This window comes from Sorangium sp. So ce448, assembly GCF_051520915.1.
Taxonomy (GTDB): Bacteria; Myxococcota_A; Polyangia; order Polyangiales; family Polyangiaceae; genus Sorangium; species Sorangium cellulosum_B.
The window spans coordinates 8,401,501-8,425,859 of the sequence record NZ_CP150343.1 but is presented as its reverse complement, the minus strand read 5'-3'; the positions used below and the strand labels follow the sequence as shown (position 1 = coordinate 8,425,859).

Sequence of the window (24,359 nt, the reverse complement as noted above, 5' to 3'; positions counted from 1 at the left end):
GAGCGCTCACTCACTCGGTCTGAGGGCGGCCGGTTGGGCCCGCGCCGGAGAGCCTCGCGATGAACCCGCGGGACTCGTTATCGCTCTCGCTCCCGAGCGGCGCGGCGAGGCCGTCGAGGCGGAGCGCGCCCGTCACGGCGCCGGCGACGTAGACGGGCCCGCCGAGCGCCCCGTCCACCGCGACGACGCGGAGGGCGACGGTGCCGGCGCCTTCGACCTTGGTTGCGGAGATCAGGTTGCCCTGCGCGTCGAGCCGCATCAGAAACCCCGCCCGCTTCCGGGACGTCGTGAGGCTCCCGGCGCTCCCCAGCGGGATCGTGCCCGTGAACTCCCCGGTGACGTAGATCGCGCCGGCGCCGTCCACCGCCACGCCGGCCGCGACCTGGCTCTCCTTGTCGTTGCCGAACCCGCGGCTCCACACGACGCCCTTCCTCGAGACGCGCGCGACGAAGAAGCTCTCCGTGTCCCCCGCGTCGGGCAACGCCGGGCAGCCGCCGCCGAAGTCGACGACCCCCCGGTACGAGCCGGCGATCACGACGTCGCCGCCCGGGAGCAGCGCGGCGCCGTGCTGCGCCACCTGCTGATCTCCCTCGAGGTTCAGCGGGGTCAAGTCCACCAGAGCGCCGTCGATCGCCGTGTAGCGCGCGACGAAGACGTCGCGCTGCTCCGAGGCGAAGGGGGTCTGCCCGCCGAACGTGACCGCTCCGCCGAGCGACTCGTAGTCGCCCACGACGGTCACGAGGTTGCCGCTCGCCTTCGGGTTGACGGGGAGCGCCTTGACGGTCACGGCCGCCCGCGGCCCGAGGCGGCGTTGCCACTTGCACGCGCCGTCCGCCGGGTAAAGCGCGGCGAGCAGCGCCGACTCCGCCGGGACGCTCTTCAGCTCGCACGGGCCGAAGCTCCGGCCGGCGTCCGTCACGTCGACGGCGAAGACGACCGCCTCGGAGCTCGCCGCCATGGCGCGCGCCGTCGTGTTGTGCTGCGCGTCGAGGCTCCATGCCCACCCGCAACGGCCGTTCGCGTCGAGCGCCGCGACGAAGCTCGTCGTGTAGCTGGTGGCGACAAGCGCAGGGCCGACGCGGCACGCGTCGAGGAGCCCGCCGGGGAGATTGGTCGCCCCCGCGGCCTCCCCGGCGACGTAGGTGGCGCCGCCGCCCGCAGCCAGGTGCAAGCCCCAGACATCGTTCGCCGACAGCCCGTACCGCGAATCGTTTGCCCCGCCGGAGGTCCACTTCGCGACCGAGAAGCGAAACGCCCCGCTGTCGAGGACCTCCGTGGTGACCGCCGTCAGCGCGCCGTCCGACGCCGCGAGGTCGCCGACGTCGAAGCCGAGCGTCGCTCCCCAGCTGGCCGACGGCTCGACGAGGATCCCCTCGGCGTCGCTGCACAGCGGACCCCCGCCGCCGCTGCCCCCGCCGCCGCTGCCCCCGCCGCCGCTGCCTCCACCGCCGCTGCCCCCGCCGCCGCTGCCTCCACCGCCGCTGCCCCCGCCGCCGCTGCCTCCACCGCCGCCGTCGCCGCTGCCTCCTCCACCGCCTGGACCACCGGTGCCTGCACCACCGGCGCCCGAGCCTCCGGTGCCAGGACCTCCCGAGGAGGAGGCCGCATCCGCGCCGGACTGAGACGAATCCAGCTCACCGACCTCCAGCCCGATGAGCGCGTTGCAGCCCCCCGCCGCCGCGGCGATCAGGAAGGCGCAGGACACGACGGAGCGGATGGCACGAGGTTCGGGTCTCATCGGGGCGGCTCTCCGTTGCGTGGCATCCTCGATGGCGCCACCGGGGCGGCGCGGGCTCAATGGCATTCCCTCATGTAATTGGGAAAGGTGATTGTCGACTTGCAGGTGAGGTCGCAGGAGCCGAAAGGGCCCCGGCTTCCACACGGGACGTCGCTCAGAAACACGCTGCTCGTCGCGGCACAGACGAGCAGGCCAGTGCATTTGACCGATCCGAACTCCGTCTCCTCCACGCCGCTGCAGTCGTAATCGAAGCTGCGTCCCGGAGGGATCGGCGTGTCATAGAAGGTGCTGGGCTGGTTGGGGTGGACCGAGGGGTTGTCGTCGTTGCAATCGTCGCCGCCCTCGCACGCGATCGACAGATAGCCGTCCTTGTCGGCGTCGCAGTCGACGGTGCCGCCGCCGGAGCTGGAGGTCGCCGGGCCAGCGCTCGTGCTGGAGGTCGTCGAGCCGCCGCCGGCGCCGGAGGTCGCCGCGCTGGCGCTCGCACCGGAGATCGCCGAACCGCCGCCGGCGCCCGCGCTGGAGGTCGTCGAGCCGCCGCCGGAGCCGGCGGAGCCGCCGCCGGAGCCGACGGAGCCGGCGGAGCCGCCGGAGCCCGTCGCGCCCTCGCCGCTCCCGCCGGCGCTGGAGGCCTCCGCGCCGCCGCCGGAGCCCGCCGCGCCCGAGGACGCGGCGCCTGAGCTCGCCGACTCCGTGGCGCCGCTCGCGCCGCCCACGCCCGTGCTGGAGCGTTCCGTGAAGGTGGCGTCGGGGAATCCACAGTTGAGTCCGGCAGGGAGGACCAGGCAGAGACAGAAGAGGCGGTGAAGCGAGCGCATCCTCTCATGGAAGCTGCCAGTCCCCCCTTCGTCAACCCGGGCTGGAATGCGCGCCGCTGCGGTCCGGTCGCAGGCTGCGTGTCGTCGTGCGGAAATGTCATGGACTGCTCTCGTGGTGCGCTGGCGTCCGCGCGCGGCGCTCACGGCAACCCCTTCACCCGGGCGATGAACCCTTCGCCCGGCGCCCCGCTGGGATGGTCGCTGGGGACGAGAGAGAACGTCTCCGTCAGCTCACCGCCGATGGTGAAGGGATCGCCGATCGTCGCGCCCGGCGCGACCGCCCACACGCCGACGGTGCCTGTGCCCGCGAACGCGGTCGCCGAGAGGACGTTGCCGCTGGGATTGAGCACGATCAGGAAGCTCTGCAATTCGTCCGTCCGGGCCGTGAGGCTCTCGCCGTTCCCCAGGGCGATCTCGCCCTCGAGCGTCCCGGCCATGTAGATCGCGCCTGCTCCGTCCACCGCCAGACTGACGACCATCTGATCTCGCTTCTCGTCGCCGAACCCGCGGCTCCAGACCACTCCCTGCTTCGAGACGCGCGCGACGAACGAGTTCTCCGTGTCTCCCGTGGGAGGCAGGAGCGGACAATCGTCCTCGAAGCTGAAGGACGGCCCGGTGTAGGTCCCGGCGACCACGATGTCGCCGTCCGGGAGCAGCGCGGACCCGTGCCGCGCCGCCGCCTGGCTCCCGGCGGCGGTGAGCGGGATGAGGCCCGTCAGGGCGCCGTCATCGAGCCGGAAGCGCGCCACGAACAGATCGCGATCCGGCGCGCGGGGGAGCGTTCTCCCCTGGATGTCGAGCGGCCCGTCCGGCGCATCGTAGTCGCCGACGACGAGCACCTCGCCGGCCTCTGGCGCGGCGATGACCTCCGCGACGTGCACGGCCGCGGAGGATCCGAGCGCGCGGCTCCACCGGCACTTGCCGCCCGCGTTGAAGATCACGAGATCCGTCACCCCGCGCTGGTCGGCGGCCCCGAGGACGCACTCGTCGGTGGTCGCGCTCTTCGCCCGTGCTCGCGAGACGGCGAAGGCGACCCGGTCGGTCGTCGCCGCGAGCCCGAGCGGGTAGGCGTTGGACTCGGCGTCCACGCTCCAGGCCCACCTGCACTTGCCCAGCTGGTCGAGCGCCAGCAGGAAGCTCGGCTTGAGGCCGGTGTCCGCGCCCGCGCTGGCGGTGCACCTGCCGCTGCCGCCCGACGCGAGCAAGGTGAGGGGAGCTTCCGACCAGCCGGCCACATAAGCGAGGTCCGAGACGACGGCCAGGTGCTCGGCCGAGATGCTGCCGAGCATGTCGCCGGTCGTCATCCCGTACGCGCTCTCGCGGACCCCGGACGGGCTCCACCTCGCGACAGAGAACCCCGTCCTGGGCTTGGTGGGCTCGCTGACGAGCACCCGGCTCTCCTTGACCAGGGCCGTCACCTCGCCGTCTCGCGCCGCGAGGCCGACGACCGCCAGGCCGGACAGCGTGCCCCACACTCCCGACGGCGGCCGGACGGCTCCCTCGCGGGCGGAGCTGCAGAGCGCCTCGTTCCCGCCACCGGTGCCGCCCTCGCCGGTGCCGCCTTCGCCTCCTGCGCCGCCGGCCGACACGCTCGAAGCGGTGGCGCTCCCGCCGCCGGCCGACACGCTCGAAGCGGTGGCGCCCCCGCCGCCGGCCGACACGCTCGAAGCGGTCGCGCCCGCGCCGCCCGCCGAGGCGTCGAGCTCGCCGACCTCGAGCCCGATGATCGCGTTGCAACCCGCCGCGGCCGCCGTGATGAGCAGCCCGGCGCAGAACATGGGTCGAGTGCTCCTGAGATCGCGCTTCATCTCCCGTCTCCTGGTGGCGCGGCGCCGCCGCGGCCGCCAGCGAGAGCTCTCGCCTCGCTCGCCACCATCGACTTCATGGCGAGCGTCGCTCCAGGAGTCGAGAGGGTTCCGGCGCGTCCCCCGCCGAAAGGCGCGCTCTCCGCCGTCCGCCGGAGCGCGGCCCGCCGCGATCCGGTCGCAGCGGCCGATGCGGGGGCGGGGCGTCGCTCGCTCACGGCCCGGCGCGCCGGACCGCGGGGATCACCGCACGCCCGGGAGCTCGGCGATGAACCCGCGCCCCATCGCGTCGGTGAGCGGCGGATCGCGCCCGATATCGAGGGTGCTGCCCAGCTCCCCGCCGAGATAGAGCGCGTCGTCAGGCGCCGGGCCGGGCGCGGCGGCCCACACGTACGCGTCGCCCTTCCCCTTCAGCTCGGAGGCGGAGACGACATTGCCGCGGGCGTCGAGCACGATCAGAAACCCGACCATCGGATCGGCGTCCGTCGCGGGAGCGACGAGCTTCCCGCCGTTCCCGAGGTCGATCTCGCCCTGGTAGCTCCCCGTCACGTAGATCAGCCCATCGGGCGCCGCCGCCACGCTGGTGACCCACTGCCGGTGCCCCGCGTCGCCGAACCCGCGGCCCCAGACCACGGACGGGCCGGAGACGCGCATGACGAAGAAGTTCTCCATGTCCGGCGCGTCCTCTTCGGGCGCCGGCGGGCAGCCCTCGCCGAAATCGAGCGAGCCGGCGTAGGAGCCGACGATCACGATGTCGCCGTCCGGGAGCAGCGCGGCCCCGCGCTGGTCCACCTCCTGACGCCCGGGGAGGGGGAACGGGTCGATGCCCTTGAGCGACCCCCCGGTCAGCGCGAAGCGCGCCACGAACACATCGCGATCCTGCGAGGGAGGGAGCAGCGCTCCCCCGACGACGTAGCCCTCCTCGCCCTCGTAGCGGCCGACCGCCAGCACCTCGCCGCGCGCCTCGTCGACGAGGAGATCTCCCACGGTCACGGCCGGCGACGGGCCGATGGGCATCCCCCACAGGCAACCGCCTGCCGCCGGATCGAGCGCGGCCACCCCCACGGACGTCTCCGCGCCGCCCGTCGCGAGGGTGCACGCGCCGTCGTTCACGCTCGGCCCCTTCACCGAGGCGGCGATCACCACCGCGCCGGGCGCCGCCGCGAGGCCGAGCGGGGTGGAGGTGGCGCCGCCGTCCGGCGACCACGCCCACCGGCACTGGCCCTTCTCGTCGAGCGCGGCGAGGAAGCTCGGGTGAGCGAGCGCGCGCCCGGTGATCACGCACCCGGTGGTGGACGAGCCGGGCAGCTGGGGGCCGCTGTCCGACCACCCGGCCACATAGGCGAGCCCCTGGCCGATGGAGAGGTGCGTGGCCTTGATGTCGCCTTCCAGCAGATCGGTCGCCGTCAGCCCATACCCGGCATCGCGGGTGCCGCCGCGCGTCCACCGCGCGACGGAGATGGTGCCCTTCTCGTTGACGATGGCGGTCACCCCGTCGCCGTGCGCCGCGACGTCGGCGACGTCGAGCCCGACGGTCGTGCCCCAGCGCGCCTGCGGCCCGCGGATGGCGTCCTTGCGATCCTCGCCGCAGAACGGCGCCTCGCCGCCGCCCCCGCCGCTGCCGCCGGTGCCAGCGCCGCCGCCGTCGCCTCCGCCGCTGCCGCCGGTGCCAGCGCCGCCGCTGTCGCTGCCACCGCCGCCCTCGGCCCCTCCGCCCGTGCCCGTGCCCGCGCCGCCCGTGCCGCCCGTCGATGCGTCCAGCTGGCCGACCTCGAGGCCGATGAGCGCATTACAGCCTCCCACGCCCGCGGCGACGAGCAGGACGCCGGAGACCACCGCTCGGATGCTCCTCTTCTGATCGCGCTTCACCACCAGGGCCCCTCCCTCGCGGCGACGCCGCGCAGCTCCCGTCAAAACACGACAGTCGCCACGGCGCCTCCCGGCACCACGCCGATCGTAGCTCGGGGCGCCGGCGACCCTTGCCCCGAGGAGGGCGCCGTGAAGACGAGCACCGCGCCCGTGCCCAGCGCCGCCGCCCCGACGAGGAACGCGACCGTCGAGATCGTCCCCGCGGTCACGCCCTGCTTCTGCAGCTTGATCCCCTGATCCAGGCAGACGTTGTCCTCGTCGCAGTACGCCTCGGCGTCGCCCTTCTTCCCGATCGCGCGCGCGCCGAACACGGCGCCGACGCCGATCCCGACCGCGCCGACGCCGGCGCTGATCCAGCCGGCCGTTCGCCGGGGCGAGCCCCCCGCCTCCTGCGGGGCGGTCTTCGGGGGGAGCGCAGGCCCCGCGCCCGCGGCGGCCGCGGCCTCCTCCGGCGCCACGAGCAGCTCGACCTGCGCGCCCTCCGCGAGCTGCACCGTGAAGACCTTCTGCTTCCGGCCCGGCGCCGCCGCCGTCACCTGGACCTCGCCCGGGTCCACCGGGAGCGGCGAGCCCAGCGAGCCCGCGCCGACCGGGACCCCCGCGCGCTGCACCGCCGTGTCCGCGGGCGCCCCCGGCGCGAGCCGGATCGTGAGCCTCGGCACGCGGGCCTCGAGCGCCGCCGCGCGCGACTGGGCGATGGGGCGGCGGTCGTCGTTCGCGGGCAGATCGCGCGCGAGCTGCCGGAAGATCGACCACGCGGTCGCGACCCTGCCGCGCTTCTCCTCGCAGTCGCCGAGGTTGAGCAGCGCCCCGGGCGCCGGATCGAGCTCGTAGCTCTCCCGGAATTTCGGGCACGCGGCGTCGTAGTCCTTCGCCTGCAGCGCCGCCCTGCCGGCGTCGAACAGCGCCTCCGCGGCCGCAGGATCGCGCCCCTGCGCGGAGGCGTCGGGGCAGGCGAGGAGCACGGCTCCTCCCAGGGCGAGCACCTCCGCCGGGAATCGTCTACGCGAGCTCGATCTACGCATCCGTGCGGCCTCAACGTCTCCGGTTGTACGGGTCCTCCGCCGGCGTCGGCGCGGGGGCCGGCGTCGTGGCGGCGGGCGCCTTCGTCGCGGTCGCGGGGGATCGCGCCCTGCCCCCGGCGGCGGGCCTCGGCGTGGACGCGCTCGCGCTCGACGGCGCGGCGTTCGCGGACGCGCTCGCGGCGCCGATGAGCGCTGGCGCGGCCTCGGGCGCCGGCGTTGTCGCGGGCGCGGACGGCGCGATCGCGGGGACCGCATCGCCGGACGGCGCAGGCTGCACGCCGGCCCCGGGCGAGCCTGCGCTGTCGGGCGGCGCCGTCGCCGCCCCGGCGCCCGCGGTGGGGCGCGGCTCGGCCTCCACCGTGGAGCCGTGCGACGGATCCGCCGCGCCCCTTTCGCCCGCGCGTTGCCACCACACGAGCGCGACCAGGGCACCCACGGCCATCATGCCGGCGCCGGCGAGGAGCGCGCCCGTGGCCGCCGCGCGCGGCGCGGAGCGCTCCGCGCTGGCCGAGCGCTCCACGACCGGCGAGACCGTGCCGGTGCTGGCCGCGCCGCCGCCGGCCGCGACGCCGCTGGCCGTGCCCGCCGCGGCGAACTCCGTTCCGCGCGGCCCGCTCCCGGGACCTCGCGCCTGCGCCGACGGGCGTCCGGGAGGATCCGAGTGCGGGAGCCTGCGCCCGTGCTCCGAGTGCAAGGGCGCGCGTCCGGTATCCGGGGGCGCGCCCGGGGCCAGCTCGAGCGCCGCGCCGCCCCGCGCCTGGCGGAGCGCGCGCTGCATCGCGCGGGCGTTCGGCCAGCGGCGGTCGGGGTCGAACGCGAGCGCCACGTCCATCGCGCCGGCGATCGGCGGGGGCAGGGCCGGCAGGACGCTGCCCACCGGCGGCGCCGGCTGCGTCATCGCCGCGAGGAGCAGCAGCGGGAGCGTCTCGGCCTGGTGCACGTACCGCCCCGAGAGGAGCTGGTACATCGTGCTCCCGACGGCCCATAGATCACTGCGCGCGTCGACCCTGTCCCACTGCCCCCGCGCCTGCTCCGGCGGCATGAACTGCGGCGTCCCCATCAGCGTGCCGGCGCGCGTGGAGGCGTTCGTCGGGGAGGAGAGCTCGCGCAGCCGCGCGATGCCGAAGTCGAGCACCTTCAGCTGCCCCTGGCGCGTGAGGAACAGGTTGTCCGGCTTGAGGTCGCGGTGCACGATCCCGCGCTCGTGCGCGACGGCGAGCACGTCGAGCAGGTCGTCGGCGATGGCGAGCACCTCGTTCACGCCGAGCACGCCGCCCGGCTCGCGCGCGCGGCGCGCCTCGACGGTCTCGCCCTCGAGCAGCTCCATCACCAGGAACACCGAGCCGTCGTCGGTGGCGTCGTCGTCGAGCACCCGGACGATGCCCGGGTGCTCGACGCGGTTGGCGACGTAGCCCTCGCGCAGGAAGCGCGAGCGCGCCTCCTCGTCCTCGGACAGCTCGCGGCGGAGGATCTTCACCGCGCCGCGCATCCCGTTGCGGTGCGTGGCCGCGTAGACCATGGCCATCCCGCCGAAGCCCAGCAGGCGCTCCAGCCGCCACTTGCCGCGCAGGACCTGGCCTACGAGCGCTTCGGGCCGGAAGCCTTCAGGGGGGACGCGGGTCATCGGCGAGCATCACCCCCGGCGCGGGCCACGTCGGGCGTCGCCTCGCCGGCGAGGCCAGCGGAGCCAGCGAGGCCGGCGCGGCTGGAGCGACGGGGACGGCTGGCGGGCGCGCGAGGCATGACAGGCGCATGTTACCCCGGTCTGACGCCGCGGTGCGTGAAACCGTCCAGGGTACGCCCGCGCGCTCGCCGGATCGGGCGGATCCCGGGCGTCGCGGGCAGCGGCGCGGGGCCCGGCGCCCTTGACGTCGCGCGCGAACGGGGACACTCCGCCGGCCTCCCAGGCAGGGGCCTCCCAGCGGATCGAGCGATCATGCGCAAGACGATGAGCCAGGCGGCGTTGATCCTCCTCGCCGCCATTTCCTCGATCCGGTGCGGCGGCGCGGGCGCCCATCCGCCCGAGGGCCCGGCGCAGGCGACCGCCGGCCGGCCGCATGCGCCTGCCCATCAGGGCCGCGGGCACCGGCACGCGGCCCACCACCACGGCCACCCGCCCGCGCAGGGCCGCCCGGCCGCGGAGGCCCCGGACGACGAGCTCCGCGCCGTCGCCGCGATCCACGGCGGGGCGGGGCCGTGGGCCGTCGCCGGCTACCGCATGGGGCGCTTTGCGCTCGCGAGGCTCGGGCTGCCCGCGAGGAGCTTCGACCTCGAGGTGATCCACCACAGCCCACGGAACGTGCAGTTCTCCTGCATCGCCGACGGCGCCGCCGCCGCGACGGGGGCCAGCCTCGGGAAGCTGAATCTCAGCCTGATCGAGGCGAGCGAGGATGGCGTGGAGACCACGTACAGGCGCAGGTCGACCGGGCAGGCCGTGACCCTCCGCCCGTCTGCGGCCTTCCGCGCGCGCTTCCGCGATGTGCCGAGAGAGAAGCTGGAATCGGCCGGCAGGGAGGTCCTCTCCTTGCCAGACGCCCAGGTATTCGAGGAGGCGCCGGCGCGCGTCGCCAGCCCGCCGCGCCGAGGTGACGCGCCGAGGTGACGCGCCTGCCCCGGGGGGCGCGCTGCCTCCGGAATTCACCGGAACCGCAGGCGCACACGTGCTACGCCCGGCGCCGCTGAGATGATCACGCTCGAAAAGCTCACCAAGCGGTACGGTCCCAAAATTCTCTTCGAGAACGTCACGATGCGCTTCGACCCCGGCAAGCGCTACGTGCTCGTCGGCGCGAACGGAGCGGGGAAATCGACGCTCCTCAAGGTCATCTCCGGCGAGGAGGAGTCGGATCAGGGCTCGGTCGAGATCCCGAGGCAGCTCCGCGTCGGGGTGCTCAAGCAGGACCATTTCGCCTACGAGTCCTCCCGCATCCTCGACACGGTCCTGATGGGGAACCGGGCGCTCTGGGACGCGATGCAGGAGCGCGATCGGCTGTACGAGGTCGAGATGACCGACGAGGTCGGCATGCGGCTGGCCGAGCTCGAGGGGACGATCGGCGAGGAGGACGGCTACACCGCCGAGTCGCGCGCCGCCGAGATGCTCGAGGGGCTCGGGATCGCGACCGCCCGGCACACGAGCACGGTGAGCACGCTCGCGGGCGGGTACAAACTCCGCGTCCTCATCGCCCAGACGCTCTTCGGGGGCGCGGACGTCCTGCTCCTCGACGAGCCGACGAACCACCTCGACCTCGACTCGATCCGCTGGCTCGAGGCGTACCTGACCGACACCTTCCGCGGCACGCTCCTCGTCGTCAGCCACGACCGGCACTTCATGAACGCGATCGCGACGCACGTCGCCGACGTCGACTACCAGACGGTCACGCTCTACACGGGCGACTACGACGACTTCATCGAGCAGAAGACGACCGGCAAGCGCCAGTCGGAGGCCGACGCCGCGCAGAAGAAGAAGAAGATCGCCGAGCTCAAGGACTTCGTGGCCCGCTTCGGCGCGAGCGCGAGCCGGTCGAGCCAGGCGCAGTCGCGCGTGAAGGAGATCGAGAAGCTCGAGGCGGGCATCCAGGTGCGGCGCTCGAGCGTCGTGCGCCCGTACATCAAGTTCGAGATCGAGAAGCCCTCCGGCCGCGACGTGCTGCGCGTCGAGGGCCTCTCCAAGGGCTTCGGCGACAAGCGCGTGATCCAGAAGCTCGATTTCAACCTGAACCGCGGCGACAAGCTCGCGGTGATCGGGCCGAGCGGCATCGGCAAGTCGACGCTGCTCAAGCTCCTCGTCGGCGAGTACACGCCCGACGCCGGGGCCGTCACGTGGGGCCACGACACGAACGTCGGCTACTTCGCGCAGGATCACCACGAGGCGATCGAGGCGGGGTTCACGGCCTACGACTGGCTGTACCGCTTCGACCCGAGCGCCCCGAAGGAGCATGTGCGCTCGGTGCTCGGGAAGCTGCTCTTCAGCGGCGAGGCCGGGCTCAAGAAGACGGAGAACCTCTCCGGCGGCGAGGCGGCGCGCCTGTTCCTCGCGAAGCTCATCCTGGTGAAGAACAACATCGTGGTGCTCGACGAGCCGACGAACCACCTCGACGTCGAGAGCATCGACGCGCTCCTCCAGGCGCTCGTCGAGTACAAGGGGACGGTCGTCGTGACGAGCCACGACCGGCACTTCGTGGGCAAGCTCGGCACCCGCGTGCTCGATCTGTCGTCGAAGGATCCGCGCATCTTCAACGGCACGTACGACGAGTACCTCGAGGGGCCCGGGAACCCGGAAGCGCTGAAGAACGCCAAGGCCTCGTAGCGCGCCCGCCGGAGCCCCCCGGGGCGCGCGAGCTCACGGCTGCTGGCCGTCGCTTGCAGGCTAAGGAATCGCACGCTGCATCAGGATCACGTCGAGCCAGCGGTCGAACTTGTGCCCGACGTCGCGGAGCAGCCCGGCGTCCTCGAACCCGAGCGCGCGGTGCAGCGCGACGCTCGCCGCCTGGTCTCCCGCGATCTGCGCGATGATCGTGCGGTGGCCGAGCGAGATCGCGCGGCTCACGAGATCGGCGAGGAGGCGGCGCCCGAGCCCCCGCCGGTGGAGGCCGTCGCGCACGTAGACCGAGTTCTCGACGGAGCGGGCGTAGGCCTCGCGCGGGTTCCACAGGGAGAGCGAGCCCCAGCCGACCACGGCCCCGTCGCCCTCGACGGCCACGGTGGCGGGGTGCAGGGGGCCGTGCGCCGCGAGCCAGGCGCGGCGCTCCGCCGGGGTCGGGACGGTGGTGGCGAAGGTGCAGGTCGAGCGCTCGACGTAGAACGCATAGATCTCCTCGATCGCCGGGAGATCGGCCTCGGTCGCCAGGCGGATGCGCACGCCGTCGCCGGGCGCCGGGAGCGGCGCGAGGTCGGGCGCGACGAACGCGGCGCGGGCGTCGTCGGAGAGCAGCCGCGCGCGAGAGTAGTGGGCGAAGAGGGCCTTGCTGCTGCGGTGGCGGTCGAGGAGGCCCTCCGCGAGCTCGTGGACCGCGGCGCCTCGGTGCTCGGCGGCGTGGTGGGCCACGAGCGTGAGCCAGGCGACCGTGATCGTCTCGTGGTAACCGTTGGTCGGCGGGTGCCGCGCGTTGAAGGCCTGCAGGGCCGAGCGCATGCGCGCGAGCGCCCCCTCGGGCCCGTGGGCGCGCACATAGTGCAGGGCGAGGAGCAGGTGGCGCGCGTGCGAGAAATCGCGCTGCGGGAACGCTGCGTCCTCGACGGCGGCCGCGAGCGCCGCGAGGTCGCGTTCGTCGATCTGACGTTCGCGACGTTCGCGACGTTCGCGACGTTCGCGACGTTCGCGACGTTCGCGGCGATCGCCGAAAGGCGGCAGTCCGTCGGCGCCGCTCACGGCGCCTCCTTCCGGGCGGCTCCGCGGCCGGGCGCCTTGCGGGGGCGCGCTTCGCCGTCGCGCGTCTCGTCGGACGGCAGCGGCAGGGGCGGGAGCGCTGTCTCCTTGGCGGTGGACAGGACGATCGTCGTGCGCGTGCGCACCACGCCGTCGTGGGCCTTGAGCTCCTGCGTGAGCAGGCGCTCGAGCGCCTCGGTGTCGCGGCAGCGCACCTTGAGCAGGTAGTCCTCGTCGCCGGCGACGTGGTGGCACTCCTGGATCTCGGCCGCGCGCTCGACGGCGCGCAGGAACTCGCCGCGACCGCGCCGGTTCGCGATCGAGACCGAGATGAACGCCGTGAGCCCGGCGCCCACGGCCCGGGCGTCCAGGCGCGCCTCCCACCCCGTGATGACGCCGCGCTCCTCGAGCCGCCGCACCCGCTCGGCCACGGCGGGCGCGGAGAGGCCGACCGCCTCGCCGAGGTCCGCCCACGACCGGCGGGCGTCGCGGGAGAGGAGGTGGATCGCTTTCAGATCGATGGCATCCATGGTTGTTGTCATTGGAAGTGAATGCAGAATTGAATGAAAATTTTCGATTTGCAAGTGAGGCGCAACGAAGCGTCGCGTCGCCGAGGAGGGGCGATGGCCCGCGGGGCGCTGCGGCCCTGGGCCGGGAGGCATGCTTCGCCGGTCTTCGCGTCGTCGGTCGGGGGTAGAGCCGGTCTCGACAGCGGGTGACGGCGCGGCGGGTCGGCAGCGGAGCCGTGTGAGCTGCGGCGTCGCTGCGCGCGGGCCGGGCGAGCGGGTCGCCTCAGCGGACCCTGTAGTGGGCTCGGTAATGGGCGATGAGCTGCTGCCAGCGTGCCTCGAGGACGGCGTCGCTGCGCATCCGGGCCTGCCACGCGGCGTCCGTGGCCTGCCACGCGGCCGCGTCGCGGAGGCCGTAGCGCGGGTAGAGCGCCGCGGCGCTCCGCGGGTGCAGCGAGAGCTCCGCGCAGAGCGCGGCGTACTGCTCCAGCGAGAGGGCGGGCGCCGTGTGGGCCGTGGCGCTGGGCGGGGGCGGGGGCGCGGGGGCGCCCCGCTTTTCCGATGCGGGGGTGAAGGGCAGGGCGGTGATGAGCGCAGCCATGTCTGGGAGCGGGGCTGTGCCGGCGGGCGCGGCCAGCGCCGTGGGTGTGGCCGGTGCCGCGGGCGTGGCCGGCGCCACGGGCGTGGCCGGCGCCGCGGGGCGCGGCGCTGGCGCGGCGGGCGGCCGTGCGGCCGGCGCTCGACCGGGCGGCGCGTTCGGCACGAAGGGCAGGGCGGCGACGAGCGCAGGCATGTCTGGGAGCGGGGCTGTGCCGGCGGGCGCGGCAAGCGCTGCGGGCGCGGCCCGCGCTGCGGGCGCGGCCAGCGCTGCGGGCGCGGCCGGCGCCGCGGGGCGCGGCGCTGGCGCGGCGGGGCGCGGCGCTGGCGCGGCGGGGCGCGGCGCTGGCGCGGCGGGCAGCGGCGCGGCCGGCGCTCGACCGGATGGCGCGCTCACCGGCGGCGAGGCCGCGACGAACACCCGCAGGTGATCGAGGAAGGCTTGCGTGTAGCGGTTGGTCAGCTCGAAGCAGCCGCGCTCGAGCTCCGCGCCCATCCGCTCGAGCCATTCGCGCTGCGCGGCCGTCCACTCGTCCGCCGTGAGCCCGGCGCGCGCGAGCACCTCGTCGCGGAGCCTCCCGGCTTCCATCTGCGCGCGCATCTCCGCGTAGCGCTCCACCGTCAGCGCGGTACCCATCGCGCGCATCCTAGCCTGAAGCATCGCTCCTGCGCTGCGCCGCATCGAGCCGCGGGATCGAGCCCGCCTGCTCGCTGCAGGCTCAGGTCCTGCAAGCCGCTCCCGCCTGCACATGTCCGCTGGCGATCTCGGCGCCTCGATCGGTGATCGCCCTGGCGAGCGGGGGTTGCTCCGCGCTGCGCCGAGGCGATATCTTCGCGTCGTTCTGCGCCGCGATCCGGCGAATCACGCGACCGAAGCACCCGCCTGGAGGGCACGCTGAGCCATGTCGACCGCACCGGCGCCCGATGCCGCTGCTCCCCCGGGGATGTGTCCTGGCGTCGCCGTGCTGGGGGGCGGCGGTGGATCCGGCGGCAGCGGCGGCGGCGGCAGCGGCGACGGCGGCGGCAACGGCGGTGGGGGCAGCGGGAGCGGAGAGGGCGGGGGCGGCGATCAGAAACACGCGCCCTCCGGGCAGGGGAGGCAGCGGTCCGAAGGCGAGCCGGTCGATGTCGTCACCGGACGCGTGTACACCGTGCCGCGGACCGATCTCTCGCTGCCCGGCCCGCTCCCGTTCTCCTTCGTCCGCCGTTACTCCTCGGCCGTGGCCGAGCGCGACGTCGGCCTCGGCCACGGCTGGACGCACAGCCTCGGCTGGCGTGTCACCCTCACCCGGCGCGCGACGCGCGTCTGGACCGACGAGGGCATCTCGGTCGACTTCCCCGTGCTGCCCGAGGGCGGCGAGGCGCTCGGGCCCTGGGGCTGGCTGCTGCGGCGCGAGCGCGGCGGCTACCGTCTCGACAGGGGCGACGGCCTCTACCACGCCTTTGCGCTGCCGCTCGAGGGTGAGCGGGAGTGGCTGCTCACGGCGATCGAGGACCGCTCCGGGAACCGGATCTCGATCTCCTACGAGGGGTCGAGGATCGCGGAGGTGCTGGACAGCGCCGGCCGGCGCGTCCGCTTGGGGTCGAGCCCCGAGGGGCGGATCGCCTCCATCAGCGTCTACAACGCAACCTCCCAGGGGCGCTGGATCACCTTCGCGCGCTACGAGCACGACGAGATCGGCCGCCTCGTCGCCGCGGTCGATGCCGAGGGCTTCACCTCGCGTTACGCCTACGACGAGCGCAACCTCCTCACCGAGCACACCGATCGCGCCGGGCTCACGTTCCACTACCGCTACGACGGCGAGCGGCGCTGCGTCGAGACCTGGGGCGATCGTGACGGCCGGCCTGATCCGGGCCTCGCCGACGGGCTGCCGCCGCTGCTCGCCGACGGCACGACGCGGGCCAGAGGCATCTACCATTGCCGCTTCGCGTACCTGCCGGACGGCTACCGCGAGGTCGCCAATTCCCGGCAGGTGAAGCGCTTCTTCGGCAACCGCCATGGCCTGCTCGATCTCGAGGTGGACGGCGGGCACGCGGTGTCGGCGACCTACGACGACGCCGGACACCTGCTCTCGGAGACGGATCAGCTCCAGGCCGTCACGCGTTACGAGCGTGACGCCCGCGGCCGGCTGCTGGCCCAGACCGATCCCCTCGGCCGCGTCGTGCGCTACGAGCGCGACGCGCGGGGCGATGTCGTGCGCGTGATCGATCCCGCGGGGCTCGCGACGACGATCGAGCGCGACGCCGCCGGCCTGCCGGTGCGGACGACGGATCCCACCGGCGCGGCGCGGCGCTTCGCGTACGACCGGCGGGGCCAGATGGTCGAGGCCGAGGACGCGACCGGCGGCGTCGTGCGCATCGGCCACGACGCGCACGGCAACGTGGTCTCCCTCCTCGATCGGCGCGGCGGAAGGTGGCAGTGGACCTACGATTTCTTCGGCCGGACGCTGTCGATGACCGACCCGACAGGCGCGGTGAGCCGCTTCCATTACTCGCCGCGCGGGGACCTCGCGGCGACCACGGATCCTGCGGGCGCCACGGCGCGCTACTCCTACGATGGCGAGGGCCGGCTTGTCTCCGTCGCCGACCGCGCAGGGCGCGTGTCGCGCATCGCGTGGTGCGGCTATCACTGGCTTCACGAGGTCACCGACGCGACAGGCCGATCCGCGCGGATGCGCTACGGGCGCGAGGGGGAGGTGCTGGAGGCCGAGAACGCGCGCGGTGAAAAGCACGCGTTCGAGTACGACGTCGCCCTGCGCCGGGTGAAGGAGCGCACCTTCGACGGGCGCGTGCTGCGCTACCGGTATGATCCGGCCGGGCAGCAGACGCGGGTCGAGCCGGGGATCGGCGCGCCCACCCATTTCGTCTACGATCTCGCCGGCCAGCTCGTGGCCCGCGAGGTGGAGGGCAAGCGCGAAGCGTATGCGTACGACGCGCGCGGCTTCCTGGCATCGGTGTCGGGCCCGGACGGGACCGTCGCGTTCGAGCGCGACGCGATGGGGCGGATCGTGCGCGAGACGCAGCAGGCTCCGGGGGGCCCGGCGTTCACCGTCGAGGTGAACCACGACGCCGAGGGGCGCCCGATCGGGCGGAGGACGTCGCTCGGCCACGCGCTGTCGTGGGAGCGCGCGCCGGACGGCCGCGCGGCCCGGGTGACGCTCGACGGCCGGCAGGTGGTGCGCCGGCACTTCGATCCGCTCGGCCGGGAGATCGCGCGCGTGTTGCCCGGTGGGGGCGAGGTGCACAGCGCCTTCGATGCGGTCGGGCGCCTCTCGCGCCGCGTCGTGCGCCGCGCCGCGATGGGCCCGGGCGTCGGCGCGGGCGAGCCCGACTGGGTGGGCTCGCGCCCGGCGGGGACGGTCGTGGACGCACGCTACAGCTACGACCCCACGGGGCGCCTCGAGGCCGTCGAGGATCTCACCCGCGGTCGGACGGTCTACCATCGTGATCCGGCCGCGCGGCTGCTGGAGGTTGTCGCGGAGGCGGGCCTGTCCGAGGTCTTCGCCTTCGATCCGACGGGGAACCTGGTCGACGCGGGCCCCGGAGCGCCGGCGCGCGAGCACGGGCCCGGCGACCGGCTGATCCGGCGCGGCGACGTGGCGTACCGCTACGACGACCTGGGTCGGCTCGTGGAGAAGCGCGAGGGCGCTGCGCGGGTCACGCGCTACGCGTGGGACGGGCGCGGGCTCCTGCGCCGGGTGGAGACGCCGGAGGGGCGCCGGGTGGAGTTCTCGTACGACGCCTTCGCGCGGCGGATCGAGAAGCGCGTCTCGACGCTGGACGGCGCGGGGGCGCGGCTCGTGTCGCGCACGCGCTTCTACTGGGATCGGCACGTGCCGGTGCACGAGGTGCGCACGCGCGAGGGCGACGCGGTCGTCGAGGAACGGACCTATGTCTTCGACGGCGGGAGCGCTGTCCCGCTCGCCCATGGCGAGACGCGCCGGGTGGGCGGCGACGTGGTGTCGCGCTGGTACCACTACGTGAACGATCCCCTGGGGACGCCCGAGCGTCTCCTGGACGAGCGCGGCGACGTGGCGGGGGAGCTGCGGTTATCGGCCTGGGGCAAGAGGATCGAGGGGAGCGGGGAGGGAAGCGTCACGACGCCGATCCGCTTCCTGGGGCAATACGCGGACGAGGAGACGGGGCTCGTCTACAACCGGCACCGGTACTACGACCCGGAGGTGGGGAGGTTCATCAGCCCGGATCCGATCGGGCTGGAAGGGGGGATGAACCTCTATGCGAGAGGGGTGGACCCGACGGCGGAGGCCGACGTTTATGGCAAGTTCGTCAGCTGGATAGAGCCCCAGCCGATCAGCGCCGCCGAGAAGAAGGCGATGCGCGACGCGGCGCGGGCGAGGTTCGACGCCGATCCGGAGCTGAAGGCGCGACAGGCGGCGATCGAGGTAAAGAAGAACGCAAGCCGATGTGCCGAGGTCGCCAAGGATGCGAGGCGTCTCGGCGCCGGCCACCAGACTCAGATCATGGGCCCAGAACGAGACGAACACCGCAACGACCCGCTCCAGACATGGGACGACAGTACGGACAAACCCAAGCAGTGGGAGGACCACTGGGTGAACCAGGATCCCGACGGAAGGATCGTCGACTACGATCAAGGAATGGTCTTCGACAATCGCCAGCAGTATGCGACAGCGATGTTCGAGAACCCCCGAGTCAGCTATCAAACGGACTACGGCGAATGGTAACTTTCCAATTGTCGCAAATCCCATTGGAGGTGGTCTACTACAAGTCCACCATGGGCGATCCCGAAAAGCTCCTCCGACACGTCGGCTCGTATGGCAGCGATAGCGTCGTGATCGACGAGCCAGGGGGTCCGAGGGAGGGCCGCGTGCTCTGGACACGCGGCGACGTTGTGTACTCGCTCCACCTGTTCTTCGTCTGGGTGCGTGGCAGCTCGTGGGCGCATGCCATCGAGAATTTGGTGGCCACGGAGGCTGCCGAGCATCACGGGAGTACCACCTTCGCCCGCGAGCTCGCCGCGCTGAAACGCGCTCAGACCATCATTCTCCTGGTGGATGATCAGACGCATCGCATCTGGCGCGGCCGGCACTTCACCAAGATGCTCCGCGCCGACCTCATCGCCGCAGGGAGGAACCCGGACGACATCCCGGTGGTGTTCCAGATCAATCATCCGTGTCAGGAAGGCGTGCCCACGACGCCGGCATCCGACATCATCCCCGGACTCACCTGGGCGCGCTGCGATCACGTCGAAGCCTTCCCCAAGGAGAAGCGCGGCGCGAAGGAAGCGCTCGACCGTGCCATCGCGCTCTACGAGGAGATGAGGGCCGACCATGAAGCCAAGTAACCTCCTCTGCCGCCAGCTCGCCGCCAGCGCGGCCGCGAAGGGCGGCGGCACGCCGCTCGTCATCGCGGCCTACGGGTCTGACGGCTCGCCCGAGCCGCTTCGCACCTGCGACGACGCCACGGGCGAGCCGGTGCTCTGGGGCGTCCACTGCGTCAACGAGGAGCCCGGCGGCCGCATCGTGGACTACGCCCAGGGCCTCGTCTTCGACGATCGCCGGCAGCTCGTCGCAGCGCTGTTCGACAACGCGCGTGTGGTCGTCGAGCAGGAGGATCTCGACTGGTGAGCACCCCCGCCCAGCCACAGCCGCTTCACGTCGTCTACTACGCAGGCCCCACCGGGAGCCCCTACCGGCTCCTCCGACACCTGGCCGGCCTCGCCCGCTCGGCGTCGATCGAGGCCGGCCCGACGCCGGCGGGCGCCCAGCTGCTCTGGCCGCGCGGCGCCGCCGCCCTCCCGTTGCGCCTCTCGTTGGTCGTGACGCGCGGAGTCGCCTGGCACGAGCCCATCGAGGGCCTCGCGGCCGAGAGCGACGAGGTGCGCGCCGAGCTCGAGGCCCTGAAGCGCGCACACGTCGTCGTGCTCCCGGTGGACGGCCGGGCGCGCTGGCTCGCCCTCGGCGCGCACCGCGCGAGGACGCTGCGCGCCGACCTGATCGCGGCGGGACGGCAGCCGGAGCAGGTGCCGGTGCTCTTTCAGGTGCACCGCCATGTCGACCCGAACGAGCCGGCGGCGGCGCTGTCGGACATCGCACGAGCGCTGGTGTGGACTCGTTGTGATCACGTGGAGGCATTCCCCCGGGAGAAGCGAGGGGCGAGGGAGGCGCTCGATCGCGCCATCGTGCTGCACGAGGAGGGCCGGGGCACCTCGGGCCGCGACTCCGCTCCTTGAGCGCCCTTGCGCCGGAATCCGTCGCTTTTCGTTCTGGAACAGCACATCCGCATCGCCTACGCTCGACCCGCTCAATCATGGTGCTCGATCTGGAGACGTACGTGACCGTCATGGCCCAGCTTGCAGCATCCGGCGACGCGCAGGCGGAGGTGCTCGCTCGACACGGGCTCGACGAGGCGCGATGGAACGCCGCCGACGCGCACTGGCAGGCGCTCCTCTCGGGCGCTCTGGCGAACGAAGATGAAGGCATCTCGTCGCTGCTCTCAACGTGTGCTGCGGCCTACCAGGCGGTATCACGTCCGGCGGCACCGCCGATCTCGCTGGAGCAGTTCGCTCAGGTGACATCGCTGCTGCACGAGACGGGGGACGTGCAGGCGGCGCTCGCCAGGGTGGGCGTGACCCTGGCCGACTATGTCCGCGGGAGCGAGCACTGGAGCCCGCGGATGGCCGAGGATCCCGGTGCGGAGAGGCGGTTTCACGCGGCGCTCCGCGGCGAGCCAGGGGGGAACCCGGGCCGTCAAGGAGAGGGTTGAGCGATGTCGACAGCACCCGCGCCGGACGCAGCTGCTCCGCCGGGCATGTGCCCGGGAATCGCCGTGAAGGGCGGAGGAGGGGGCGCGGGCGGAAGTGGTGGCGGCGGCAGCGGCGGTGGTGACGGTGGCGGCGACGGTCGTGGCGGCGAAGGCGCGGGCGCGCGCGGTGATCAGAAGTGCGCGCCGAGCGGTACATCCGATACCGAGAGCGCCAGTGACCCGGTCGACGTCGTCACCGGGCGAGTCTTCACGCCCCCGGTCACCGATCTGCGCCTCCCCGGGCCCATCCCGCTCGAGTTCACGCGCTCTTACAGCTCGCACGCGGCCGCGCGCGACTTCGGGCTCGGTTGGGGTTGGGGGCACAGCTGGGGATGGACGATCGAGGTGCGGCGGCGCTCCATCGTGGTGTGGACCGAGGAGGGTATCTCCGTCGATTTCGATCAACCGCTCGCCGTTGGAGAGGAGACGATCGGGCCCTGGGGCTACCTGCTGCGCCGCGATGCAAAAAGCTTCGTGCTCGACATCGGCGACGGGCTCGATCGCGTCTTTGCGAGCGCTGGCCCCGAGGAGCGCCTGCTCCGGTTGAGCTCGATCGAGGATGGAAACGGAAACCGGATCGAGCTCACGTATCATGACGGCGCGCTCGTTCGCGTCGTCGACAGCGTGGGGAGGGTGCTGCGCGTCACGCAGAACGCCGGCGGCAGGATCGCCGCGATCGACGTGCTGACCTCACCCACGCACGATCGTTCCCTGCGGATCGCGAGCTACACCCATGGCGATGAAGGTGACCTCGTCCGCGTGACCGACGCCGAGGGCCACGCGTCTCGTTACACGTACGAGGGGGGTCATCTCCTCGTGTCGTCCACCGATCGCGTCGGGCTCACGTCTCACTACGTTTACGATTCGCAGCGCCGCTGTGTGGAGGTCTGGCTCGACCACGCCGGCAAGGCGGATCCCTGCCTCGCCGAGGGGTTGCCCCCGCGGCTCCGTGACGGGACCACGGTGGCCAAGGGCATCTATCATTGCAGGTTCGTCTACGGCTCCGGCGGCTACAGCGAGGTGACCGACTCCACCACCATCCGCCGGTTCTTCGGCAACCGGATGGGGACGCTCGACAGGAGCGTCGACGGGCGCGGGGTCGTCACGCGGACGTATGATGAGCACGGACATCTCCTGTCGCGGACCGACGGCCTGGGGGCGACGACCACGTTCGAGCGCGACGAGCGCGGCCGACTCCTCGCGATCACCGACCCGCTGGGCCGCGTCACGCGAATCGAGCGGGACGCTCGCGGCAATCCGGTGCGCATCACGGACCGGCGGGGAGACACGGTCGAGCTCGATCGGGACGGGCGCGGGAACGTGGTCGTCCACCGCGACGGTGTTGGCGCGGCGACGCTCTACCGGCGCGACGGCCGAGGTCAGGTCGTGGAGGTCGCGTCTCCGGGAGGAGGCTCATGGCGCGTCGAGCGGGACGTACATGGCAATCAGGTCGGCGCCGTCGCCCCTGACGGCGCGCGCTGGTCGTGGCGCTATGACGCTCTCGGGCGAATGGTCGCAAGGACCGACCCGATGGGGCGGACCGTCCGCCACGAGTACTCGCCGCTCGGGAACTTGCTCGCGACGCAAGCTCCCGAGGGCGTCACGCGGTATGCGTACGACGCGGAGGGCTATCTCGTGCGCGTCGAGGATCCGGCTGGCAACGTGCGCGAGCTCGTGTGGGGTGGCTACAGGCAGCTCTGCGCGGCGAAGGACCAGAACGGCAATACCGTGCGGCTCGCGTACGATCGGGACGGCGAGCTCGTCGAGGTGCACAACGAAATGGGCGAGGTGCACCGGCTCGACTACGACGCGTGGCACCGCCTCGTGAAGGAGACGACGTTCGACGGGCGGACGTTCAGGTACCGCTTCGACGAGGCCGGGAGGCTCCAGTCGATCGAGAACGGGGAGCGCGGGCGAATGCAGCTCTCCTACGATCTCACCGGCAACATCATCTCCATCGCGCGACCGGGCGGCGGAACCGAGACGTACGAGCACGACGCGAACGGGGCGGTGATCGCGGCGTCGAGCGGGGCGGGGCGCTTCACGTTCGAGCGCGACGCGCGCGGGAGGATCACGCGCGAGGAGCAGACGGTCGGGGGTGTATCGTACGCGATCGAGACGACATGGGGCGCGATCGGGGGCGCGGTCGCGCGCCGGACATCGTGGGGCCACGAGGAGGCCATCGTCCGGGATGCTCGCGGCCTGCGGACGCGTACGAGTGCGGCGGCAGGGCTCCTGATCGACCACGCGAACGATCCCCTGGGCCGCGAGGTGCGGCGTGTGTTCTCGCCCGACGGCGGCGCTGTCACGACCGCGTACACGCCTGCCGGTCAGATCGCCGCACGGTGGCTCACGTCCCCTGCTCGTGCGCCGAGGATCGGGCGAGGAGAGCCGGACTGGGTCGGGCCGCTGCCCGACGCGGTGTGGGGCCGGGCATACCGGTACGACGCGCGGCAGGAGCTCCTCGAGATCTGGGATCGCGACGCCGGGGTGACGCGGTACGATCACGACGCGCGAGGCCAGGTCATCGCGGCGTGGGGGGCGGTGGAGCGGGAGGAGCGCTTCCGTTACGATCCTTCCGGCAACATCGCCGAGGCGAGCGGCAGCGGCGCCTGGTCCTACGGACCGGGTGGGCGGCTGGCTCGCCGCGGAGATATCGATTACGTGTGGGACGCCCTCGGGCGCCTGAGCGAGCGGCGCGTCCGTGCGCCGTCGGGCGGGGAGCTCGTGACGCGCTTCCAGTGGAGCGATCGGGATCTGCTCGAATGCGTCCTGACGCCCGAGGGCCTTCGCGTGGAGTTCACGTACGACCCGCTGGCGAGGCGGATCGGTAAACGTGTATCGAGGAGAGGCCAGGGTGAGCGGTGGATCGAGGCAGCGACGACGCGCTACGTCTGGGATCGGCACAGGCTCGTCCACGAGGTGACGCGCGCGGGGGATTCCGAGCGAGCCCGGACCTACGTGTACGAGGATGACGAGTTCGTCCCGATGGCGCACTATCAGCGCGACGGCGATGGACGCTGGCGCTGCTACCTGACCGACCCGGCGGGCGCGCCGGACGCGCTCGCGGACCTGGACGGGACGATCGCGGGGAGCATCGAGCGGAGCGTCTGGGGTCGTGTGAGGCCGCGCGGCAGCGCGGAAGCGGAGACCCCGATCCGGTTTCAGGGGCAGTACGAAGATCTGGAGACGGGGCTCTTCTACAACCGGTTCCGGTATTACGATCCGGACACGGGGCGCTACATCAGCCCCGACCCGACGGGGCTCCTCGGCGGGTTGAATGCGTATCGATATGCGCGCAACCCCTTCCGATGGGTGGACCCCTTCGGACTGGTCATCATCTTGGCTGGTGTGAGAGAGGTTGATTTTCCTGACAATCCCGACGAATTCATCCTGCGAGGGCACGGCAACGCGAGTGGCATGAACAGGCCGTTCGATAATAGTGCTCGTCAAGACGCAAGGTATTACATGCTCTCCGACGAGAAGGAGCTCGCCGACTATATCCGAAATCACCCGGATTACAGGCCTGGAATGACGATCCGGCTGGCGAGCTGCAAGACGGCCAAAGGGGAGAACAGCATCGCTGACCGCCTCGCCAGAGAGATGGCGAAAGATGGCAGCAAGGTGTATGCTCCTACGGAGAACCTACGTGTTCGGGGGAGCCACAATACTGTGTTTACTCAGAACGCGCGGAATGATTGGCGCTATGAGCCTGGTTTCTGGCGTGAGGGTGGGACGTCGAACGTGGCCCCGAGTCCGGCGGGCTACCGCCCCTCGACCAGGGAGCTGGACGATGAATTTTTCGAAGGCAAGGGCCGCGGTAGCAAGAAGAAGCGTAGATCGTCGAAATAGC

17 protein-coding genes are annotated in these 24,359 nt (G+C 72.7%); 8 read left to right on the top strand and 9 right to left on the bottom strand.

Annotation, left to right across the window (positions count from 1 at the left end):
• Positions 1-10: 10 nt before the first annotated feature.
• From WMF45_RS31725 to WMF45_RS31700, 6 genes are all read right to left on the bottom strand, one after another.
• On the bottom strand, positions 11-1,738 hold the full coding sequence (locus tag WMF45_RS31725; RefSeq protein ID WP_437708782.1) for a hypothetical protein: 1,728 nt from the start codon (positions 1,736-1,738) through the stop codon (positions 11-13).
• 56 nt (positions 1,739-1,794) lie between these two features.
• Entirely contained in the window at positions 1,795-2,556 is a 762-nt protein-coding gene (locus WMF45_RS31720) for a hypothetical protein (RefSeq protein WP_437708781.1), read from the bottom strand.
• 140 nt (positions 2,557-2,696) lie between these two features.
• Positions 2,697-4,364, bottom strand: coding sequence for a hypothetical protein (locus WMF45_RS31715; RefSeq protein WP_437708780.1), 1,668 nt, complete (start codon positions 4,362-4,364; stop codon positions 2,697-2,699).
• Positions 4,365-4,604: 240 nt separating this feature from the next.
• Positions 4,605-6,233: a hypothetical protein gene (locus tag WMF45_RS31710; RefSeq protein ID WP_437708779.1), complete on the bottom strand. Its 1,629-nt coding sequence runs from the start codon at positions 6,231-6,233 to the stop codon at positions 4,605-4,607.
• A gap of 38 nt (positions 6,234-6,271) precedes the next feature.
• Positions 6,272-7,195, bottom strand: a complete 924-nt coding sequence (locus tag WMF45_RS31705; RefSeq protein ID WP_437708778.1) for a tetratricopeptide repeat protein — start codon at positions 7,193-7,195, stop codon at positions 6,272-6,274.
• Positions 7,196-7,265: 70 nt separating this feature from the next.
• Complete coding sequence (locus tag WMF45_RS31700; RefSeq protein WP_437708777.1) at positions 7,266-8,879, bottom strand: protein kinase domain-containing protein; 1,614 nt, start codon at positions 8,877-8,879, stop codon at positions 7,266-7,268.
• A 312-nt stretch (positions 8,880-9,191) separates the two neighbouring features.
• Here WMF45_RS31700 and WMF45_RS31695 point away from each other — a divergent pair, with 312 nt between their 5' ends.
• Entirely contained in the window at positions 9,192-9,857 is a 666-nt protein-coding gene (locus WMF45_RS31695) for an FmdE family protein (RefSeq protein ID WP_437708776.1), read from the top strand.
• Between the two features lie 81 nt (positions 9,858-9,938).
• Entirely contained in the window at positions 9,939-11,558 is a 1,620-nt protein-coding gene (locus tag WMF45_RS31690; RefSeq protein ID WP_437708775.1) for an ABC-F family ATP-binding cassette domain-containing protein, read from the top strand.
• A 60-nt stretch (positions 11,559-11,618) separates the two neighbouring features.
• Here the strand turns inward: WMF45_RS31690 and WMF45_RS31685 are convergent, their stop codons facing one another.
• The 3 genes from WMF45_RS31685 to WMF45_RS31675 all read right to left on the bottom strand — a co-directional run bounded on the left by WMF45_RS31685 (position 11,619) and on the right by WMF45_RS31675 (position 14,360).
• A complete protein-coding gene (locus tag WMF45_RS31685) occupies positions 11,619-12,620 on the bottom strand; it encodes an N-acetyltransferase family protein (protein WP_437708774.1) in 1,002 nt (333 codons plus the stop codon).
• Positions 12,617-13,147, bottom strand: a complete 531-nt coding sequence (locus WMF45_RS31680; protein WP_437708773.1) for an Lrp/AsnC family transcriptional regulator — start codon at positions 13,145-13,147, stop codon at positions 12,617-12,619. The genes WMF45_RS31685 and WMF45_RS31680 overlap by 4 nt, the downstream gene beginning before the upstream one ends.
• Before the next feature lie 262 nt (positions 13,148-13,409).
• The gene (locus WMF45_RS31675) at positions 13,410-14,360 is read right to left on the bottom strand and encodes a hypothetical protein (RefSeq protein ID WP_437708772.1); all 951 of its coding nucleotides are present in this window, start codon (positions 14,358-14,360) and stop codon (positions 13,410-13,412) included.
• A 265-nt stretch (positions 14,361-14,625) separates the two neighbouring features.
• Between WMF45_RS31675 and WMF45_RS31670 the strand changes: the two genes are divergently transcribed.
• From WMF45_RS31670 to WMF45_RS31645, 6 genes are all read left to right on the top strand, one after another.
• Positions 14,626-18,426 (top strand): RHS repeat-associated core domain-containing protein, encoded by a 3,801-nt coding sequence (locus WMF45_RS31670; protein ID WP_437708771.1) that lies wholly within the window; start codon positions 14,626-14,628, stop codon positions 18,424-18,426.
• A gap of 50 nt (positions 18,427-18,476) precedes the next feature.
• A complete protein-coding gene (locus tag WMF45_RS31665; RefSeq protein WP_437708770.1) occupies positions 18,477-19,046 on the top strand; it encodes a hypothetical protein in 570 nt (189 codons plus the stop codon).
• Positions 19,033-19,329, top strand: a complete 297-nt coding sequence (locus WMF45_RS31660) for a hypothetical protein (RefSeq protein ID WP_437708769.1) — start codon at positions 19,033-19,035, stop codon at positions 19,327-19,329. The genes WMF45_RS31665 and WMF45_RS31660 overlap by 14 nt, the downstream gene beginning before the upstream one ends.
• Complete coding sequence (locus WMF45_RS31655; protein WP_437708768.1) at positions 19,326-19,934, top strand: hypothetical protein; 609 nt, start codon at positions 19,326-19,328, stop codon at positions 19,932-19,934. The genes WMF45_RS31660 and WMF45_RS31655 overlap by 4 nt, the downstream gene beginning before the upstream one ends.
• Positions 19,935-20,011: 77 nt before the next feature.
• Positions 20,012-20,467 carry a hypothetical protein gene (locus WMF45_RS31650; RefSeq protein ID WP_437708767.1) on the top strand — a complete coding sequence of 152 codons (456 nt, stop codon included), beginning with the start codon at positions 20,012-20,014 and terminating at the stop codon, positions 20,465-20,467.
• A gap of 3 nt (positions 20,468-20,470) precedes the next feature.
• Positions 20,471-24,358 carry an RHS repeat-associated core domain-containing protein gene (locus WMF45_RS31645; RefSeq protein ID WP_437708766.1) on the top strand — a complete coding sequence of 1,296 codons (3,888 nt, stop codon included), beginning with the start codon at positions 20,471-20,473 and terminating at the stop codon, positions 24,356-24,358.
• The last annotated feature ends 1 nt before the right edge of the window (position 24,359 follow it).

Coding starts and splice junctions, on each gene's coding strand:
- WMF45_RS31725 (WP_437708782.1), bottom strand. CDS start 1,738: ATGAGACCCGAACCTCGTGCCATCCGCTCCGTCGTGTCCTGCGCCTTC.
- WMF45_RS31720 (WP_437708781.1), bottom strand. CDS start 2,556: ATGCGCTCGCTTCACCGCCTCTTCTGTCTCTGCCTGGTCCTCCCTGCC.
- WMF45_RS31715 (WP_437708780.1), bottom strand. CDS start 4,364: ATGAAGCGCGATCTCAGGAGCACTCGACCCATGTTCTGCGCCGGGCTG.
- WMF45_RS31700 (WP_437708777.1), bottom strand. CDS start 8,879: ATGACCCGCGTCCCCCCTGAAGGCTTCCGGCCCGAAGCGCTCGTAGGC.
- WMF45_RS31695 (WP_437708776.1), top strand. CDS start 9,192: ATGCGCAAGACGATGAGCCAGGCGGCGTTGATCCTCCTCGCCGCCATT.
- WMF45_RS31690 (WP_437708775.1), top strand. CDS start 9,939: ATGATCACGCTCGAAAAGCTCACCAAGCGGTACGGTCCCAAAATTCTC.
- WMF45_RS31680 (WP_437708773.1), bottom strand. CDS start 13,147: ATGGATGCCATCGATCTGAAAGCGATCCACCTCCTCTCCCGCGACGCC.
- WMF45_RS31675 (WP_437708772.1), bottom strand. CDS start 14,360: ATGGGTACCGCGCTGACGGTGGAGCGCTACGCGGAGATGCGCGCGCAG.
- WMF45_RS31670 (WP_437708771.1), top strand. CDS start 14,626: ATGTCGACCGCACCGGCGCCCGATGCCGCTGCTCCCCCGGGGATGTGT.
- WMF45_RS31665 (WP_437708770.1), top strand. CDS start 18,477: ATGGGCGATCCCGAAAAGCTCCTCCGACACGTCGGCTCGTATGGCAGC.
- WMF45_RS31660 (WP_437708769.1), top strand. CDS start 19,033: ATGAAGCCAAGTAACCTCCTCTGCCGCCAGCTCGCCGCCAGCGCGGCC.
- WMF45_RS31650 (WP_437708767.1), top strand. CDS start 20,012: ATGGTGCTCGATCTGGAGACGTACGTGACCGTCATGGCCCAGCTTGCA.
- WMF45_RS31645 (WP_437708766.1), top strand. CDS start 20,471: ATGTCGACAGCACCCGCGCCGGACGCAGCTGCTCCGCCGGGCATGTGC.